The organism is Segetibacter aerophilus (assembly GCF_007991655.1).
Taxonomy (GTDB): domain Bacteria; phylum Bacteroidota; class Bacteroidia; order Chitinophagales; family Chitinophagaceae; genus Segetibacter; species Segetibacter aerophilus.
In genome coordinates this window covers 289,750-307,875 of record NZ_BJYT01000001.1, presented here as the reverse complement: position 1 = coordinate 307,875, position 18,126 = coordinate 289,750, and the positions used below count along the sequence as shown (strand labels likewise).

15 protein-coding genes are annotated in these 18,126 nt (G+C 40.8%); 3 read left to right on the top strand and 12 right to left on the bottom strand.

The window, feature by feature from the left end; translation table 11 throughout:
* Window positions 1-40 precede the first annotated feature (40 nt).
* Window positions 41-1,102: a flavin reductase family protein gene (locus SAE01_RS01290; protein ID WP_218029043.1), complete on the top strand. Its 1,062-nt coding sequence runs from the start codon at window positions 41-43 to the stop codon at window positions 1,100-1,102.
* A gap of 101 nt (window positions 1,103-1,203) precedes the next feature.
* Here the strand turns inward: SAE01_RS01290 and SAE01_RS01285 are convergent, their stop codons facing one another.
* On the bottom strand, window positions 1,204-1,674 hold the full coding sequence (locus tag SAE01_RS01285) for a PA2169 family four-helix-bundle protein (RefSeq protein ID WP_147201720.1): 471 nt from the start codon (window positions 1,672-1,674) through the stop codon (window positions 1,204-1,206).
* 139 nt (window positions 1,675-1,813) lie between these two features.
* Between SAE01_RS01285 and SAE01_RS01280 the strand changes: the two genes are divergently transcribed.
* Window positions 1,814-2,275: a hypothetical protein gene (locus SAE01_RS01280; RefSeq protein ID WP_147201719.1), complete on the top strand. Its 462-nt coding sequence runs from the start codon at window positions 1,814-1,816 to the stop codon at window positions 2,273-2,275.
* Here SAE01_RS01280 and SAE01_RS01275 read toward each other — a convergent pair.
* Both SAE01_RS01275 and lepB read right to left on the bottom strand, forming a co-directional pair.
* Window positions 2,272-2,766 carry a cytidine deaminase gene (locus tag SAE01_RS01275; RefSeq protein ID WP_147201718.1) on the bottom strand — a complete coding sequence of 165 codons (495 nt, stop codon included), beginning with the start codon at window positions 2,764-2,766 and terminating at the stop codon, window positions 2,272-2,274. The genes SAE01_RS01280 and SAE01_RS01275 overlap by 4 nt on opposite strands.
* 66 nt (window positions 2,767-2,832) lie before the next feature.
* A complete protein-coding gene (lepB, locus tag SAE01_RS01270; protein ID WP_147201717.1) occupies window positions 2,833-4,338 on the bottom strand; it encodes a signal peptidase I in 1,506 nt (501 codons plus the stop codon).
* A gap of 148 nt (window positions 4,339-4,486) precedes the next feature.
* Here lepB and SAE01_RS01265 point away from each other — a divergent pair, with 148 nt between their 5' ends.
* A complete protein-coding gene (locus tag SAE01_RS01265; RefSeq protein WP_147201716.1) occupies window positions 4,487-5,362 on the top strand; it encodes a MerR family transcriptional regulator in 876 nt (291 codons plus the stop codon).
* Between the two features lie 79 nt (window positions 5,363-5,441).
* On the opposite strand, the gene SAE01_RS01260 is transcribed toward SAE01_RS01265, so the two are convergent.
* The 9 genes from SAE01_RS01260 to nuoL form a co-directional block, all read right to left on the bottom strand.
* On the bottom strand, window positions 5,442-6,599 hold the full coding sequence (locus SAE01_RS01260; RefSeq protein WP_147201715.1) for a sigma-54-dependent transcriptional regulator: 1,158 nt from the start codon (window positions 6,597-6,599) through the stop codon (window positions 5,442-5,444).
* A 201-nt stretch (window positions 6,600-6,800) separates the two neighbouring features.
* Window positions 6,801-8,219: an MATE family efflux transporter gene (locus SAE01_RS01255; protein ID WP_147201714.1), complete on the bottom strand. Its 1,419-nt coding sequence runs from the start codon at window positions 8,217-8,219 to the stop codon at window positions 6,801-6,803.
* 235 nt (window positions 8,220-8,454) lie between these two features.
* Window positions 8,455-9,678, bottom strand: coding sequence for an MFS transporter (locus SAE01_RS01250; protein ID WP_147202238.1), 1,224 nt, complete (start codon window positions 9,676-9,678; stop codon window positions 8,455-8,457).
* A gap of 88 nt (window positions 9,679-9,766) precedes the next feature.
* Complete coding sequence (locus SAE01_RS01245; protein WP_147201713.1) at window positions 9,767-10,288, bottom strand: DUF8685 domain-containing protein; 522 nt, start codon at window positions 10,286-10,288, stop codon at window positions 9,767-9,769.
* A 118-nt stretch (window positions 10,289-10,406) separates the two neighbouring features.
* The gene (locus SAE01_RS01240; protein ID WP_147201712.1) at window positions 10,407-12,362 is read right to left on the bottom strand and encodes an ABC-F family ATP-binding cassette domain-containing protein; all 1,956 of its coding nucleotides are present in this window, start codon (window positions 12,360-12,362) and stop codon (window positions 10,407-10,409) included.
* Between the two features lie 269 nt (window positions 12,363-12,631).
* Window positions 12,632-13,015 carry a hypothetical protein gene (locus SAE01_RS01235; protein WP_147201711.1) on the bottom strand — a complete coding sequence of 128 codons (384 nt, stop codon included), beginning with the start codon at window positions 13,013-13,015 and terminating at the stop codon, window positions 12,632-12,634.
* A 109-nt stretch (window positions 13,016-13,124) separates the two neighbouring features.
* Window positions 13,125-14,534 carry an NADH-quinone oxidoreductase subunit N gene (locus tag SAE01_RS01230; protein ID WP_147201710.1) on the bottom strand — a complete coding sequence of 470 codons (1,410 nt, stop codon included), beginning with the start codon at window positions 14,532-14,534 and terminating at the stop codon, window positions 13,125-13,127.
* A 61-nt stretch (window positions 14,535-14,595) separates the two neighbouring features.
* Entirely contained in the window at window positions 14,596-16,074 is a 1,479-nt protein-coding gene (locus SAE01_RS01225) for a complex I subunit 4 family protein (RefSeq protein ID WP_147201709.1), read from the bottom strand.
* A gap of 74 nt (window positions 16,075-16,148) precedes the next feature.
* A complete protein-coding gene (gene nuoL, locus SAE01_RS01220) occupies window positions 16,149-18,083 on the bottom strand; it encodes an NADH-quinone oxidoreductase subunit L (RefSeq protein WP_147201708.1) in 1,935 nt (644 codons plus the stop codon).
* Window positions 18,084-18,126 lie beyond the last annotated feature (43 nt).

Genomic DNA, 18,126 nt, shown 5'->3' with positions numbered 1-18,126 from the left:
GAACTGAATGAACAGCAGGTAATTAATAAGATGAATGACAATGGAACATCTACAATTAAGGATAACTAACATAAGACAGGAAACGGCAGAAAGTAAGACGTTTTTTGTAGAAGAAATAAACAAACGAAATATAGAATACAGAGCTGGCCAGTTCCTCACTTTATTGGTCACGCTTCATAACAAGGAGATCCGCCGTTCCTACTCCATCAGCTCTACTCCCGGTGTTGATAATAACTTTTTCTTTACTATTAAAAGAATTGAAAACGGGGAACTGAGCCGTTACTTATTTGATCAATTAAAAGTGAAGGACATCGTAACGAGCCTCCCCCCAAGCGGAAGATTTACGATTGAAAAAGCTGAAAGCCAGGTGGCAGTTTTTATTGCAGCAGGAAGTGGCATCACCCCGGTCTTTTCTCTAATTAAACATCTGCTTCATCATTTTCCGAAAACTCAAGTGCTGCTAATCTATCAAAGTCATAGTGAAAAGGATAGCATCTTCAGGAATGAGTTATTACAATTAGAAAAGACATTCGCCGGAACTTTTTCTTTAAAGGAAATTTTCAGTCAACCTGCAGATCACAAGAAACCATCGCAAAGGTTAAATAATAACCTGCTGGAAAAAATATTGCTCGAAAACCTTCATACCTCTTTCGTAAAATTTTATCTCTGCGGACCCGAGTCATTTATGAGAATGGCTGAGTTTACATTGAAAGTGATGAAATACAGTCAAGAGCTGATCAAGCGGGAAAATTTTTTTGCCACTGCCCCACCGCCACCTTTTATGGCTGACAAAACACCTCACAAAGTTACTATCAACTATCACCATAAGAAGTATCACATTGAAGTCGCTTATCCTAACAACATGCTTGAGGTCGGCTTGAAACATCATATCCAACTACCATATAGTTGTCGCGGAGGCAGATGCAGTACATGCACTGCGCGGTGTACAACCGGAAGTGTAAAGATGACAATCAATGATGTACTTACGCCAAAAGATCTCGCGGATGGCCTTATACTTACCTGTGTATCTTACCCCGAAACTGATGTTGAAATAACTTTCAATCCCGCAGGAGTGGAGGAAAATATCATTACAGAAAAATGAGATGACGTTACCATTACAGGAGGGAAACCGGCTCTCCTGAAAATAAATAGCCAACCGGTGTTGCTGGTTGGCTATTAAGTAATATTCGCTGTTAACTTGTCTTAAGACCGAGCCCTCTCCTGGTCACGCAAAGATTTTATTTCATCGTGTGATCTTTTAAGAATGTGCTTTTGTTTAGAAACCATTTCCCGTAAATATGCCGGTAAATCCTCGGACAGTAAAGCTGCATCGTAGGCTTTTTGAGCTGCGTCTTCACCAAACTCACAATTATTTAAAACAGTTTTTCTATCGTGACCGCTGAAAACTGCTTTTACGTCCATCCAGGCTTTGTAAATTTTTCCACTGTTGGTGGTAGATGTACCAGATTCCATTTCTCCGCCCAATGCCTGCACTTCTGTACCAAGGGCCATTCTTACCTGCCTGCTTTCATCTATCATTGTGGCAAACAAAACTTTCAATTCATCATCTCCATCTTTTAATTCCTGGATTGCTTTTTCGTAGCCAATTATCCTATCATTATTAATTTCAATCAGGTCATTTAAAATTCCAATTGTTGTCTGTGTAGGTTCCATAATATCTTTTTCGCATTCATTAAAAACTTATGCCACAACCCCCTGCAGCTTGGAAAGTTTTGGATACAGAAATTCAAAAACAGCAAAAAAATTTATGCAATCCCTTTTTAAAATGCATCATTTAAAAAAACGGTACAAGATGAAACTGTCTAAAATTTTATTACTTGCTATCATTTCGACTTTTATACACCTTATTTCATTTGGTCAAAATAATAAAGACGACACCATTAAAATTGTTGTAGGTGAGATGGCACGGAACGACGTGTACGAAAGATCGTATTCAATCGGATACTTCGGGTCCTACTCTAAACAATTGGAACTATTTGAAAAACTGAAGTCTATTGCAACAGAAGAACAGCTTTTAAAACTTGCAGAAGAAAGCAAGAGCGCGATTGTACGGTTATATGCTTTCCAGGCACTAAAAGAGAAAAAGACAAAAATTCCGGAAAGTATTGCGCGGAAATTCACTAACGACAACACGGAGGTAACTGTACTATGGGGTTGTTTTGGAGACAAAAAAACAGTTAAAGCGCTGGCTTTTAAAACCATTATTAAACAACAAAATGAGTTGCTCCCCTCGCAGGCAAGTATTGAATATTAAGCGGGTGAACTTAAATCCTCCGCGGTAAAGCTGAGCGGAAGCAGCATCGCTGCTTTGTCTATGATGTAGACTTTTCCTTCAAGCCCTCCTAAGATTACCCTGATAGGATGATTCACCCTTGACTCGTATTCGAGCAAACTCTGACGGCACATACCGCAGGGAGAAATAGGATGATTGCTTTCACCATTTTCATTGTGATAACTGATGGCTATTGTCTCTATCGGCACCTTCGGAAACAGAGATGCAGCTGAAGCGAGCAACACTCTTTCTGCACAAAGACCAACAGGGAAACTTGCATTCTCCTGGTTGCTTCCAGCTACAATTTCTCCATTATCCAGTCGGGCGATAGCTCCCACCTGGAAATGAGAATAGGGCGCGTACGCATGTTGAGTCACCTGGCGGGCTTCACTTAGTAACCAGGCATCGTGCTCTTCCAGTTCGTCGATTGAGTCGTACACTTCAAACGAAAACGTATAATCTTGTTTCTTCATCGATAATTATTTAGACAAAAAATCCTTCCCGCTAAAACGGGAAGGATTGGTATGAATAAAGATATTTTATTTAATGCTCTTAAACAAACGGTTCCAACGCGGGCCGTTTTCCCAACTAAACCAAATCAGCGAAGCCTTACCTACGATATTTGTCTCAGGAACAAAACCCCAGTAACGACTATCCTGGCTGCGGTGACGGTTGTCACCCATCATCCAATAATAGTTAAACTTGCACTTATAGGTATTGGTCTGTTGTCCATTTATGAAAAACTTGCCATCACGCTCTTCCAATTTATTTCCCTCATAGGTAATGATGAGCCTGCGATAAATGTCAATATTTTCAGGAGTCAGGGTAATCGTACTTCCTTTTGCAGGAACATAGATAGGACCGAAGTTATCGGGCGACCAAAGATTATTTGCACTGTACGGAAAGGTCGTGCCCGGATTGTTTATATAGGCAAAATCAATGCTTTTAAAATTCGGTTGTTTTTTAACCAACTCCGCTTCAGAAGGTGTCATATTGAGAACATAAGAATTGGCTTTCCCCTGGTAAGCGTAAATCTGGTCTTTAGGTTCTTCAGAATTAATGTGTAGTGAAGTTTGCAGAAATTCGTCGTTGAAAGGCTGCCCGTTTGTTTCAACAATGTATTCCGTCTGAGATGCTACGGGAATAGGCGAAGCTTTGCCACTTATAAAAACACGGCCATCACGAATTAGTAACGTATCACCACCTATTGCTATACACCGTTTAATGTAATTGTCAGTTTTATCCATTGGGTGAACATGGATTGGATACTCTGCCATTAAAGCGTCCCTGTTGCCTTTGTACTGCGTTCTCAGAACATCATAATACAAAACCTTCGAGCCAAATTCGGGAAGGTTGATAATGGTATCTCCCGCAGGGAAATTAAATACTACAACGTCGTTCCTCTTAACCTCCTGGAAACCCGGCAAACGCTTGTATGGAAGTTGTACAAGAGTTGTATAAGAAGGCATTGTGGTACTAAAAGGCATGATGTTGTGAACAAACGGAAAAGAAATGGGCGTTTGCGGAATGCGAGGTCCATAGCTCATCTTATTTACAAACAGGAAGTCGTTTACTAGCAACGTTTTTTCCATGCTTTCCGTTGGGATCGTATAAGCTTCAAACACAAAAGTCCTTATGATGGTAGCAGCTACTACGGCAAACACGGCAGCATCGATCCATTCTCTTGCGGCGCTTTTATGATAGCGTTTTACTACCTCATGACCCGCATATCTTTCAGTTTTGGAGTAGCCTAAATAGGGAAAGTAAATAAAGGGGAAGAAAACCGTTGCTATATGATGAAGGAGAGAAAATCTACCAAAATGCATTACAAAAATGATAGTGATCCATATTGTAATAAACTGTCCGGCAATGGGAATAAATTGGAGCCAGAACCAGATTTTGCGGATGTTTGTTTTATTAACAATGCACCAAGTGTTGTAAAAGGGGATCAGTGCTTTCCATGGTTCAATGCCGGCTTTCTTAAACATCCCATACATGCCTATATGCCATCCTATTATGTATATCACAAAAATGAACCAACCCATAAGTAGTTTTTGATGGTGGCAAATGTACCATTATAAAATTGGCTGCAAAGGACGTTTTTGAAAAGTTTTCTTAAATAAAAACAAAACACGCCACTGCATCTAATTGATTTTGATACGACTAAAAGAGATAATTATCTTTATAAGCAGAATGAACCAGTTTACAATAAAGGATATTGAAAACCTAAGCGGAATAAAAGCTCACACATGGCGGATATGGGAGCAACGTTATGGCATTGCAGTACCGCAAAGAAAGGATAGTAATCACCGCTACTATGATAATGAAAACCTGAAGCAGATCTTACGCATTTCCTATCTATATCATGGCGGCATTAAGATTTCTAAAATTGCTTCATTCAATGGGGATGAGATCAGGGTGAAAGCGATGGAAGGTCTGCCGCTTGAAAACGGAAATGAATATTATATAAAAGAATTGCTGGAGGCATCGATCGACCTGGATGAAGAAAGGTTTGAGCGAACATTCCAGGAAGCTTTGAAGGTTGTTGGCACAGAAAATACAATATTGAAAATCATCCATCCCTTCCAGGATAAGATTGGCGTTCTATGGCTCACGGATCATGTGATTCCCGCGCAGGAGCATTTTACAAGCAATATTATCAGAAGAAAGCTTGCCGTAGCAATTGACAGTTTGCCTGTAATAAAGGAAACAAACAAAAAACACATTGTATTATTTGCTCCAGAGAAAGAACATCATGAGCTGCCTTTACAGTTTATTTATTATTTACTCAGAAAGAACAAGAATAAGGTAACCTATTTCGGGAGCAACGTGCCTTTAGATGCTATAGACACTTTTAGACAAAACAAAAGCTTCGACCACATGCTGTTTCATCTTGTTACCAACCTAACAAATAAACATGCACAGGATTATGTGAAAGAAATCAGCAAATTGTTTCCTGAGAAGAAAATAGTTATGTCAGGAATGCTGGTGCGACAAATAACCCATGTTCCCTCGAACGTTCGGCTGTTGAAGTCAATGGATGATATTTTGAAGTTTACGGAGGAATAAGAAAAAGCCGGGGGTAGGTAACATGTGGAATTTGTACTACTAGGAGAACTCCACATGTTAACCATCTACCGCCTTCTGACTACATCGTTACGTAGTTTGTAATATCGTCTGCTGTAATTGTCTTTCCCGAAAGTATTACCAAACGTTCCACCACGTTTCTTAGCTCACGAATATTTCCTGTCCAGTTTCTTTCTTTTAGTGCGTCCAGGGCTTTTGCGTCAATGTCTTTTTTTGCCTGTCCGTAGTCTTCGGCAATGTCATGCAGAAACTTTGCAACCAACAACGGGATATCCTCGCGTCTGTCATTTAACGAAGGAACATGTATGAGTATAACGCCTAACCGATGATATAAGTCAAGGCGAAAATTTTTGTTTTCTACCTCTTTTAATAAGTCTTTGTTTGTAGCTACCACTACCCTTACATCAACCGCGATTTCTTTTTCACCACCTACACGTGTTATCTTTCCTTCCTGCAGCGCTCGCAGCACTTTGGCCTGCGCACTCAGACTCATATCTCCTATTTCATCGAGGAACAAGGTGCCTCCGTTAGCTTGCTCAAACTTTCCAATTCGTTGTTTAATAGCGGAAGTGAAGGAACCTTTCTCGTGGCCAAACAATTCACTCTCTATTAGTTCACTTGGTATCGCGGCGCAATTCACTTCGACCAGCTGCCCATCTGTCCGATTGCTTTTTTCATGAAGCCACCTCGCAACCAACTCTTTTCCACTTCCGTTCTCACCTGTGATCATCACCCGTGCATCGGTTGGTGCTACCTTTTCGATCGTCTCTTTTATCTTCTTTATTGCAGCGCTTTCCCCAATCATTTCCTGCACCTTACTTACGCGACGCTTTAGGACTTTAGCCTCTTTTACCAGCTTGTTTTTGTCGATTGCATTGCGAATGGTAATCAATAACCGATTAAGGTCTGGTGGTTTTGATATAAAATCAAAAGCTCCTTTTTTCACCGCTTCGACCGCTGTTTCTATAGTTCCATGTCCGCTGATCATAATAATTGGAACATCGGGATTTGCTGCTGTTGCCTTACTTAAGAATTCTAAACCATCAACTTTGGGCATTTTAATGTCGCACAATACGACATCATACGTGGCTGCCTGGAATTTTTTTAAACCCTCCTCTCCGTCTGCCGCTTCCTCTATTTTATATCCTTCAAAACCCAATATTTCTGTAAGGGTTTTGCGAATAGCTCTTTCATCATCAACTATCAGTATTGTTGCCATTTAACTTTTTTAATGGGCGCTAAGTTAAGGGGTTTAAATAATTCATTTAGTTAAGCTGACGCTTGATGCTAGTACTACAGTAGCCAATTGGAAAAGTGGAATAAGGCAGAACCGTACAAGTGAGTGACACAAGAATGTTGAGCAAGGAGCATATGCCGGTTCAAAAAATAGAACCTGCATAAGCAACTAGCCTTTTAGATATTAAATTTTTACTTTTTTCCAGGCACCTCTTCGAAAAATAAGGAAGGTTCCAAAAGTGATAATGGTCTCGGCAATTAATATTGCCACGAAAACTCCGAGCGGGCCAAGATGAAAAGTAATTGCTAACACATACGCAAGTGGAATTTGAAGCGCCCAAAAACCAGCAAGGTTTATATATGTAGGCGTGCGGCTGTCGCCGGCTCCGTTAAAGGCGTTCATTAGAACCATTCCTATACCGTAGGAAACATAGCCGAGACTGATAATTCTTAATGCCTGTGTGCCTACTGCAACCACTTCTGCGTCGGTATTTACCAACGAAACGATAGGCCCGGCAAAAAACATAAAAAAGACCGTAACGATACCCATGAAAATCATGTTGTATTTGCCGGTAACCCATACGCTCTTTTCTGCACGTTCAGGTTCGTTTGCACCAAGGTTCTGACCAACTAGTGTAGCTGCGGCATTACTCAATCCCCAGGCCGGCAACAAAAAAAACATGAGAACACGAAGGCCGATCGTATATCCGGCAATCGCGTTACTGCCGAAGCCGGCAATGATACGGGCAAGAAAAATCCAGCTGGCTGAACCTATTAAAAATTGCAATGCTCCCGTGCTGGCAACGTTTATTAGCGTTTTCAAAATAGCTTTATCCGGTAGAAGATGACTAAGCTTAATTGTCAATATCCCTTTGCCCTTTACAAGATGATACACCTGGTAACACACACCAATACCGCGGCCGGTAGTTGTCGCCATTGCGGCACCAACAAGGCCATATCCGGGAATGGGGCCTAAACCAAAAATGAAAATCGGGCAAAGAATAATGTTGAAAATATTAGCGATCGTAAGGCTGCGCATAGCTATGCTTGCGTCTCCTGCTCCACGAAAAATACCGTTAATCAGAAACAGCATGATGATAACAACACACCCCGCCAGCATCGTTCGTGTATACGGTACCCCGATAGCGAGCACAGAAGGCGGAGCACCTAATAACTCAAGAATATCTTTTGCAAAGATGACTCCCGCCACCGATAAGGCTACCGTAAAAATAAGTGCAAGCAATATGGCTTGCATAGCTGACTTAGATGCTTCCTCGGGATTTTTTTCGCCAACACGTCTTGCAACCATAGCCGTTGCCGCCATGCTAAGACCAATAGCGATAGAATAGATAATGGTTAAAAAAGATTCAGTTAATCCAACCGTTGCTGCAGCATCTTTTCCCAGTCTGCCTACAAAGAAGATGTCGACTACGGCAAACACGCTTTCCATACACATCTCAAGGATCATAGGGATGGCGAGCATAAACACAGCCCTACGGATGCTTCCCTTGGTAAAGTCTTCCTGGCCGCCTTTGATTGATTGTTTTATAAATTCGAAAAAGAAAGAAAAACTTCTTTTGGTAGAAATAGTTTGTGTGGACATTTGAAGGTCTGGTTGATCGTTAAAAATAAATACAATGACAGCGGCATAGCCGCGAAGAATTAGAGAGGAAAAATGTCTTGGTTAATTAGACCAAGCTGAAACAGAACTTCATATTCGTACAATTGAATGGTTTGTCAGACCGGGAGTAAATGTAAAATTATTTTTTAGAAACCGGAAAAGCTTTGAAACAATTGCTGAGAAAATTTATTTAAACGGCAGAATTTTACTTTGAACCTTATTCCCCTAATTTTTTAATTGGCGCACAAAGCAATGCGAGTTGATGGTAGCCTACTCCCGCAGCCAGCGTTATTACAAAGACAATCCACCATAAAGTATTGAAGCTATAACGGGCAGCGATAAATCCACCGACTGATGGTGCTGCTATTTGTGCAGTACCCCAGGCCATGGTGTATAAAGCTGCATATTGGCCCCGGTTGTGATCCTGGCTTCTGCTGATCCAATAAGAGTTCATGAACGGCATAGAAAGCATTTCACCGAAGGTTATGATCACCATAGAAAATAAGGCCAAAGCAAATTCGCCTGTCAAAAAGTTGAATACTTCGTACGAGAGACCAACCATCCAAACGCCAAATTTTATGAATTTTAATGGTTGGGCTTTTGCCTCCAGTTTAAAAACCACTACCATTTCTATGGCCGCGATGATAAGACCGTTGATAGCCATCAGCACTCCAATCAGTCTTTCGTTTAAAGCTAATTTTTGCTTCAAAAACACTGGAAGGATGGTGAACATTTGGAAGAAGCAAAATGCAAACAAGATGGTGAGAAAGATAAAAAACAAGTACTGTTTATCTCTATAAGCCGAAATACCGTCGCTAGCCTTTGTCTTGTTTTTAGCCAACGTTGATTGGAGACCTGGCGGTACGGGCAATACAATCGACAGCATAACAGCCGCAGCTATATTTGTTAATCCATCAACCCAGAATAATAAATGATAGTTGTACGAAGCAAGAAAGCCACCGAGCGCTCCACCGAACGCCCATCCAAGATTTATAGCCAATCGGTTGAGAGAATATGACCTCGTTCTGTTTTCAGGTTTGCTATAAAAAGCGATCGCTGTTGAATGAGCCGGGCGAAAAGATTCATTTATAAGGCTGAGAACAAATGTGCCACAACAAAGAAGTACATAAGACTGAAGGTATCCAAGTACGATAAACATCAATCCACCTCCCGACAGGGCAAACAACTGAATTTTATAAAAACCTATTGCATCTGTTAGCTTGCCTCCTATAAACGCCCCGACTATAGAACCCGCACCAAACAGCGCCATGATCATACCTGCTTCTACAATACTATAATGAAGTTTTTGTGTTGCATACATGGTCATAAACGGTACGACCATTGTTCCACTACGATTGATTAAAATAACAAGCGAGAGAAACCACGTTTGCCGCGACAGTCCGGAATAAGCTGCTTTATATGAAGAAACAAGGGAGGGCATCAGTCGAGGGAAATGGCAGTTTGAAGAGTAATTGAAGGTATTTAAAAAAATAGCAATAAATTCTACGATGATCAACAGTCCTTCTACCCTAGCTTTTTTGCCCCTCAAACTGATCACCCTTATGTTTAAACAACACATTGAAAGTGGTAAGGCTACCATATATACGGGTGATGTATTGCTGCAAATCAACTTTCTCTTCGTTGCTCAAAATTTTGTGGGCGTTTATCTTTTGCTCCATCACCCTCAGCCTATCACGGAGCATCACAATCTTATTGAAGAAGACATCAATTGGAACTTCGTTTTCTTTTAATGATTTATCAGCCGGTCTTAATACCATCATTCCGTTTTTCCATTTATCACCCATTGATACAACTTCCGTTACATCACTCCACTCCCGTAATATCTTTATGAGTGCATCTTCAGCTTCAGTAAAACTGACGCTGTATTCCGGTTCCACAGCTTCAATTACTTCAACCGAAAAATCTTTTGATACAGGCTTTATTCCTCCCTCGATAAAACAAACATCATAGATTCTTTTGTGCAGTCTTATAACAACACCAACACCAAAAGACGGATGATTTATTCTTGACCCAACGCCTAGTAGTTCCATAAGTGCCTCCAGCCCCTAAAGGGGAGTATAATACAATTGAATTGATTTTCTCCCTGGAGCATTTTTTAAGGTTAATAATTTGTTTACTTACTCTCTTCTCCCTTTAGGGGAGGGGCTACTACATCACCTCACTTAGCTCCAACCACCTCATTTCTTTGTCTGCCAGAAGAGTTCCTATTTGTCCAATTCTTATACTTGCCTTTGAAATTTCTTCAAAGGGCAGGTTTCCCAAACTGTCTTCCAGTTTCTTCTTTTCAGCTTCCAAATCTTTCATCTCTTTTTCCAAAGCTTCAAATTCCTTCTTCTCGTTATAAGTAGGCTTTCGCTGGTTATTCGTCGCCTGTTTATTACTAGTTGATGTTTGTGCCTGGGGACCAGCAACGACATTAGTACTAGCTCCTTCACTTTTCATTTTTCCCAGCTCACCCCATTTATCTTTTCCTTTTTTCTCATTGGCTTTTAACCACTCGCGGTACAAAGTATAGTTCCCTGGAAAATCTCTTATTTCACCATCGCCTTCAAATACAAACAAGTGATCGACCAGGCGATCCATAAAATAACGGTCATGACTTACTATCAACACGCAGCCCTGAAACTCACTTAAAAAATTCTCCAGCACTCCTAATGTAGGCAGATCCAAATCGTTGGTAGGCTCGTCGAGGATAAGAAAATTAGGATTCATAAAAAGGATGACCAAAAGTTGTAAACGCTTCTTTTCGCCACCACTCAAGCTGCTTAGATAAGTATATTGTTTATCACCGGGGAAAAGAAACAGTTCAAGAAACTGCGATGCACTCATGCTTCCACCTTTTGCCAGTGGAAAAGTCTCGGCAAAAGTTTTCACATATTCTATCACGCGCATATCCTCTTTAAATTCGAGTCCTTGTTGACTAAAATTTCCAAAAACAACAGTGTCTCCGATATTTACTTTGCCGCTATCAGCAGGTTCAATTCCCTGGAGAATATTTAAAAATGTGCTCTTTCCTACCCCATTTTTACCCACCACCCCTATGCGTTCGCCCCTGCTGAAAGTGTATTCGAAGCCTTTCATAATCACCTTCTCACCATAGCTCTTATACACTTTTTTCAGTTCGGCAATCTTACCGCCCAGGCGTGTCATCTTCACCTCTAACTGAAGTTGCGCATCTTCGATCTTCTTCTTGGCCTGCGCCTCTACCTCATAAAAATTATCCTGCCTGCTCTTGCTCTTGGTAGTACGCGCTTTAGGTTGTTTGCGCATCCACTCCAACTCTTTACGAAAAGTATTTTTAGCCTTATCAATTGTACTTAGCTCGCTCTCGATCCTTGCAGTCTTTTTCTCCAGGTAGTTGGCATAGTCGCCTTTATAAGTATACAACTCACTGCGCTCCATTTCCCAGATTTCCTCACTAACGGCATCTAAAAAATAACGGTCGTGCGTAACCAATAAGAGCGTTACATTTTCACCGTTGAGGTAATGTTCCAACCACTCAATCATTTCCACATCCAGGTGGTTGGTTGGTTCATCCATGATCAACAAAGTATGTTGATGCTCGAAGCCGAGATCAATTAAGGTTTGAGCCAGGGCAACGCGCTTACGCTGGCCTCCACTTAAACTGGCCACATTCTGTTTTAGATGATGGATATTCAATTTATCCATGATCTCCTTTACTTTACTTTCAAAGGACCACGCATCCAGATCATCCATTTTTGTTAGTGCGTCGCTGATTGCCTGACCGTCATCTTCTTTACCTGACTCAGCCGCTTCCTCCGCGGCATCCACTGCAGCTTCGTACTCTTTTATAGCCTTAATGACAGGATTTTCTGTATGGAAAATATTCTCGAGTATCGTTTTATTCTCATCAAACTTTGGGTCCTGCTCGAACAACGCGACGGTCACATCTTTATTGATCCAAACTGTACCGCTGTCTGGAGTTTCTTTACCAGAAAGGATGCGCAGAAGTGTACTCTTCCCCACCCCGTTTCTGGCCACCAGGGCTATTTTATCACCTTCGTTTATATGAAATGAAATATTATTAAAAAGAGGCACTATCCCATAGGCCTTCGTCAAATTCTCTACCGTAACGTAATGCATAATGGCGGCAAAGATAAGGAGCGCAGGGTGTGAAAGGGCAATTGTGAAATGTGAAAAAAGACTTGTAAAAAGAGCCATAGCTTGGCCGATCTCAGTTCTATTACTGTTACTTTTTGTGTAACGGGCATTCGTTCTCTGCCCAGCATTCTTGTGTCACTCACTTATACTTGTATCTCATAGTTTCAGCCTAAACTAGGCTGCACCCGTAGAATTGAAGATGCAGACAACCTGAGTTCGCGAGGAAAGATTTGAAGGAAGAAACCTGTTTACTACTTCGCTTTGTTTTCAAAGTAGGGTATCTCGTCATGCGCCACCGATTCCTTTTGTTGCCAGTACGCTAGCGTAACGACGCGGCCGTCTTTTGTTTTTAGCAGTCGACCAAAAACAGCATTAATAGGGTTAAAAGTAACATCAGTCACCCCAACAGTAAAGGTTGCTAGTGGTGCCGGAGCTGGTTCAGCAACCGGACCTGTAGCAGCAGCTGCAACCGGCGCAGTTTTAGGTGGCGGACTTGAAACATTTACGACAGAATATTTATTTAGCTTAAGGAGATCATTTAAAAAGTCTGCGCGTTCTTGCGATACATTCTTCTCAACGATCGCACACTTCACCCCGTTTAATTCTTCAAACTCATGATTTTTATTGATAGCCATGGGAGGGTTTAAAGTTTAAAGTTTTGACTTTAAGGTTTGAAGCTTTTTACTATTCATTTTCCATTATTCATTATTCATTATTTACTGTTCATTATTCGTTATTCAACCTTCACATCCCCCTGCTCAAAGAATGAATATAATCGTAGATATAGCTGATAAACCCTACAGCCAATACCCCCGCAATACAGGTATAAAGGGCAAGACGGGGCATCAAAGGAATTAAAACCCGCGGAATAGGATGGTCATTTTCATCCATAAAAATTGCTTTTACAATTCTTAAATAATAGTAGAACGAGATGATCATGTTTAGTGCTGCAATAGTTATGAACCAATAATTGCCTTTTCCTGCCCCGGCAAATAATAGAAAAAACTTACCAAAAAATCCTGCTGTCGGCGGTACTCCGGCCAATGAGAATAACGCTAATGTAAGGATCCATGAAAGCACAGGATTGGTTTTATAAAATCCTCTGTAATTGCTGATGCTTTCATTGCCTGTGATCGAACTTACTAGCGAGATTACCCCAAATGCAGCAAGGTTAGAGAAGACATATATCAAGACAAAATAGACCACCGATGCTGATCCAAATGTTGAACTTCCGCTTATGCCGACTAAAATAAATCCAACTTGCGCAATGGAAGAAAATGCAAGGAAACGTTTGAAATTGTCTTGTCTTATAGCAAAAAGGTTACCAATGATAATTGTTAGCAATGATAAGATAAATAACATGTTATACCACGCGCCGGCTAAGGGTTTAAAGACTGTATACAAAACAGAAACAAACACAAACAACACTGCCCCTTTCGAAACAACAGAAAGAAACGACGTGACCGCGACAGGAGCACCTTCGTACACATCGGCGGTCCATAAATGAAATGGAGCAACAGATATTTTAAAGGCAAGTCCGGCAAGCAAAAGAATGAATGCAAATATTTGCAAGGGATTGTTACCGAGATGCAGTGGTATCTGGGAGAAGATCAGGGTACCCGTAGTACCGTAGATTAAAGAAATCCCAAACAACAATAAAGAAGACGAAAACGCTGAAGAGAAAATAAGTTTCATTGCCGCTTCTGACGAACGTCTCTTTGCCAAATCAAAATTAGCAGCCGCAGCCAGAGGGATAGTAGATAGTTCGAGACCGAGGTAGAACATCAACAGGTTGCCCGCGGAGATCATAAAGAACATTCCAAGCATTGTTGATAGCAGTAGTATGTAAAATTCCGGAACATGTTTGTGGGTCTTCAGCCAAACAAAAGATTGCATCGAAATAATTAGCATCCCAAGATTTAGAATGTTTTTTTCCAGAACCATTAGTTTGTTGGTACGAAACATTTCAGCAAACAAAACTCCCTCCTCGTTTCCAAAAAAACCTATCACAACATTGGCCAGCAGCAGTGCATTGACAATGGTCATATAACTCTCATTGCTCCTGTCTTTACCCAGCTTCAAAAACATGAGGATAAAGATGATGACAATGAGCATCATCTCTTGTTTCAGTAGCATTAGGAAGTCAATCGACATAGGGAATAGGTTGTGAGTTGTAAGTTGTGAGTTGTGAGTTTTAGGTTCTAGTTGTAAGTTTTTAGGGGTTGACAGTACCGAGCACCTTGGTCACGATTTCATCTGTTCCAGGTCCTATTAGTTGATTAATAAGAAACGGTGCTACGCCAATTATTACAATTCCGATAATCAAAATACCAGCAGCGAGTTTTTCATTCCAGCGCGCATCGTTCAATGTTTCGTAAGTGCTGCTTATTGGACCCATAATTGTTTTCCCTGTTGCCCTCAGAATGTATACCGCCGTTACAACGATGGAAGCACATGCAAGTATGGTAGCGAGCCGATACGACTTATCAGGGTTTTGCCAAGAGCCCATAAATACTGTCATTTCTGCGACAAATCCACTTAGTCCCGGTAGTCCTAAAGAGCATAAACCAGCAATCACAAATACGGTAGAGATGAAAGGCGTTACCTTTAGCAGGCCGCCTAATTGTGCAACTAAACGAGTATGTGTTCTGCTGTAGATCATACCAATGGTGGCAAAGAAAAGGGCTGTCATCAAACCATGGGAAACCATTTGCAATACAGCACCATTAATGGAGGTTTTTGTAAGCATGCCGATACCAAGCAAAACAAACCCGCAATGACTAACTGATGAATACGCGTTGATATACTTTAGATCCGTCTGCATCATAGTAGCAAAGGCACCATAAATGATGGCAATTGTTGCAAGGAGAATAATGATCCACGAGTATGCATGCGCTGCATCAGGCATCAAATAAGTAGCGACACGCAAACATCCATAACCACCAAGTTTCATAGATATCCCGGCGAGGAACATAGAAGCAGCAGTCGGCGCTGAAGAGTGGCCGTCAGGAACCCAGGTATGAAATGGAAACAATGCCGTAAAAACTCCGAAGCCTATGAAAGCAAAAGGAAAAAAAATCTTCTGAATATGAATTGGAAGAGGTGTTTGAGCTATTTGCAAAATATCCCAAGTGCTCGCGTTCCAGTATAAACCTGCTATTCCGACAAACACTAAAGCTGATCCTCCCATGAGCATCAAGACGAGTTTCATCGCGCTATATTCTTTTCTGCCACTTCCCCAAATCCCGATCAACAAAAACTTTGGTATGACAGCCACTTCGAGAAAAAAGAAAAGGGTAAACAAATCAAGCGAAATAAAGAACCCATAAGCCCCAACGCTCAGTAGCATTAATAAAAAGAAATATTCCTTACTTAGCTTTTCAGTTGTCCAAGAAATGAGCACTCCTGCTACTACGATACAAGCAGTAAGTAAGATCATCGCAATTGATATTCCATCTACACCAATATGGTAATTAATATTAAGAGGTTTAAACCAGTTATAGCTAGACTGAAACATCATATCCGACGAAGTGACTACATGTGATTGTGAGTATTGAAATAATAAAAAAAGAGACAATGCAAGTTGCACGATGGCACCCAGAAGTGAAATTGTTCTCACCTGTTTAGACTCCCTGCAACACAGGACACCAACGGCGGTAAGTAGCGGGATAATAATCAACAACGATAAGTTCATAAATTACTTTTTAGTGCCACTAGTACCATAGGTTAGATTCGATTTCGCTTTGTCAGGATTCTGATGATGCCCATTCATTTCCACCAATAAATAAATACGATTGCTAATCCTGCAATACCTCCAAAAAAATACAAGGCGTAATTTTGTATCCTTCCTGATTGAACAACTTTTATGGCGTTAGACGTTGTTGCTGTAACATAGGCTAATCCATTAACACAACCGTCTATGATGTTTCGATCAATCCATGCTGCAGGTCTTCCAAGGAAGTTGAAAATGACTTTCTTAGTTATAAAAACATATGCTTCATCTATATAAAGCTTTCTTGTTACCACCTTGTAAAAGGTTCCTAATGAAGCAGCAATTTTTGCGGGCTTTTCGTTGTGAGTCTTATAAAGATTAGCTGCAATTAAAATGGCAAGAACCGATAATACGACAGGAGCAATTGAAAATATTATGCTGAAGTGTGTTTCAAGAGGAGCTCCATCTGCTGTAACAAACTTTGAAAAAGGAACAAACCCTGCGACAAGGGTGCACCCAGACAATATTATCAAAGGCAGCTTCATAGAAATTGTTCCTTCATGACCATGCTCTGCTTCAAATACTTTGGAGCTTTTCGAAGTGTTATTCCAAAAAATAGAAAAATACAACCTGAACATATAAAAGGCTGTAAGGGCTGCAGTAAACAGCGCAAGGAAATAGATGATTTTATTGGTTTGAAAGGCGGCAAGCAATATTTCTTCTTTACTAAAAAACCCTGCAAAAGGTGGGATCCCTGCAATTGCCAAACACGCAATTAAGAACGATAGATGCGTCAAAGGCATCCGCTTTCTTAAACCGCCCATATCTTTCATATCGTTGCTGTGCACGAGATGAATAACAGCCCCTGCACCGAGAAATAATAGTGATTTAAAGAACGCATGCGTAAACAAATGAAACATTGAAGCGGTATATCCTACACTGCTTTCACCCTCATTTCTGGCTATTCCCAAAGCAAACATCATATAGCCGAGCTGCGACATGGTAGAATAGGCCAGCACCCTTTTGATATCGGTTTGAGTACAAGCGATGACCGCAGCAATCAAAGCGGAGGAAGCACCTACCCAGGTTACAATATTTAGGGCAGCGATATCCATTGAAAAGATGGGGAACAATCGAGCGACTAAATAAACACCTGCAACGACCATCGTAGCTGCGTGAATTAACGCAGATACAGGAGTTGGCCCTTCCATCGCATCCGGTAACCAAACGTGCAAAGGAAACATCGCCGATTTACCAGCACCACCAATAAACACCAATGTCAATCCCCAGGTGAGGGCTGATATTCCTAAAAATGAAGCTGTTGAAATGCTTATAAATTCTGTAGACTGAGTAGAAGTTAAGCGTTCGATAAGGGTGGAGATATCGAGGGTACCGCCATAAAATCCCATAATTAAAATACCTATTAAAAAACCGAAGTCAGCAAAGCGCGTAACGATAAAAGCTTTTTTGGATGCAGCTACTGCTGAAGGTTTATTGTAGTAAAATCCTATTAGCAGATAAGACGACACTCCTACCAACTCCCAAAAAATGTAGACCTGGAAAATGTTAGAAGAAAGAACCAATCCAAGCATTGAAAAAGTAAACAGGGAAAGAAAGGCGTAGTAGGTTGCAAACCTCGTTTCACCCTTCATATAACCCCAACTAAAAATGTGCACCATCAATGAAATGAAAGTAACAATAACGATCATCATTACTGAAATAGGATCGAGAATGATACCCATATCGATAGAGACATTTGGTGAGAATTGAAGCCAATTATATTGTAGGGCAATAATCTTCTGATAGCTGCCATTCACCTTACCACTTACAAAAAAATAGTTATAGGCTGTGACCAGAGAAAGAATTGCGGAAGCAAGCAATGAGGCCGTTGCGATGATACCTGAAGATGTCTTAAAATACTTTCTTCCAAACAACCCAAGTAAAACAGAGGTTGCAAAAGGTAGTAGAGGTATTAGTATAAGATAATTCATATCAGTCGTTTTTCCGGTTCTCTCCTTTTAAGTGGAGCTATAG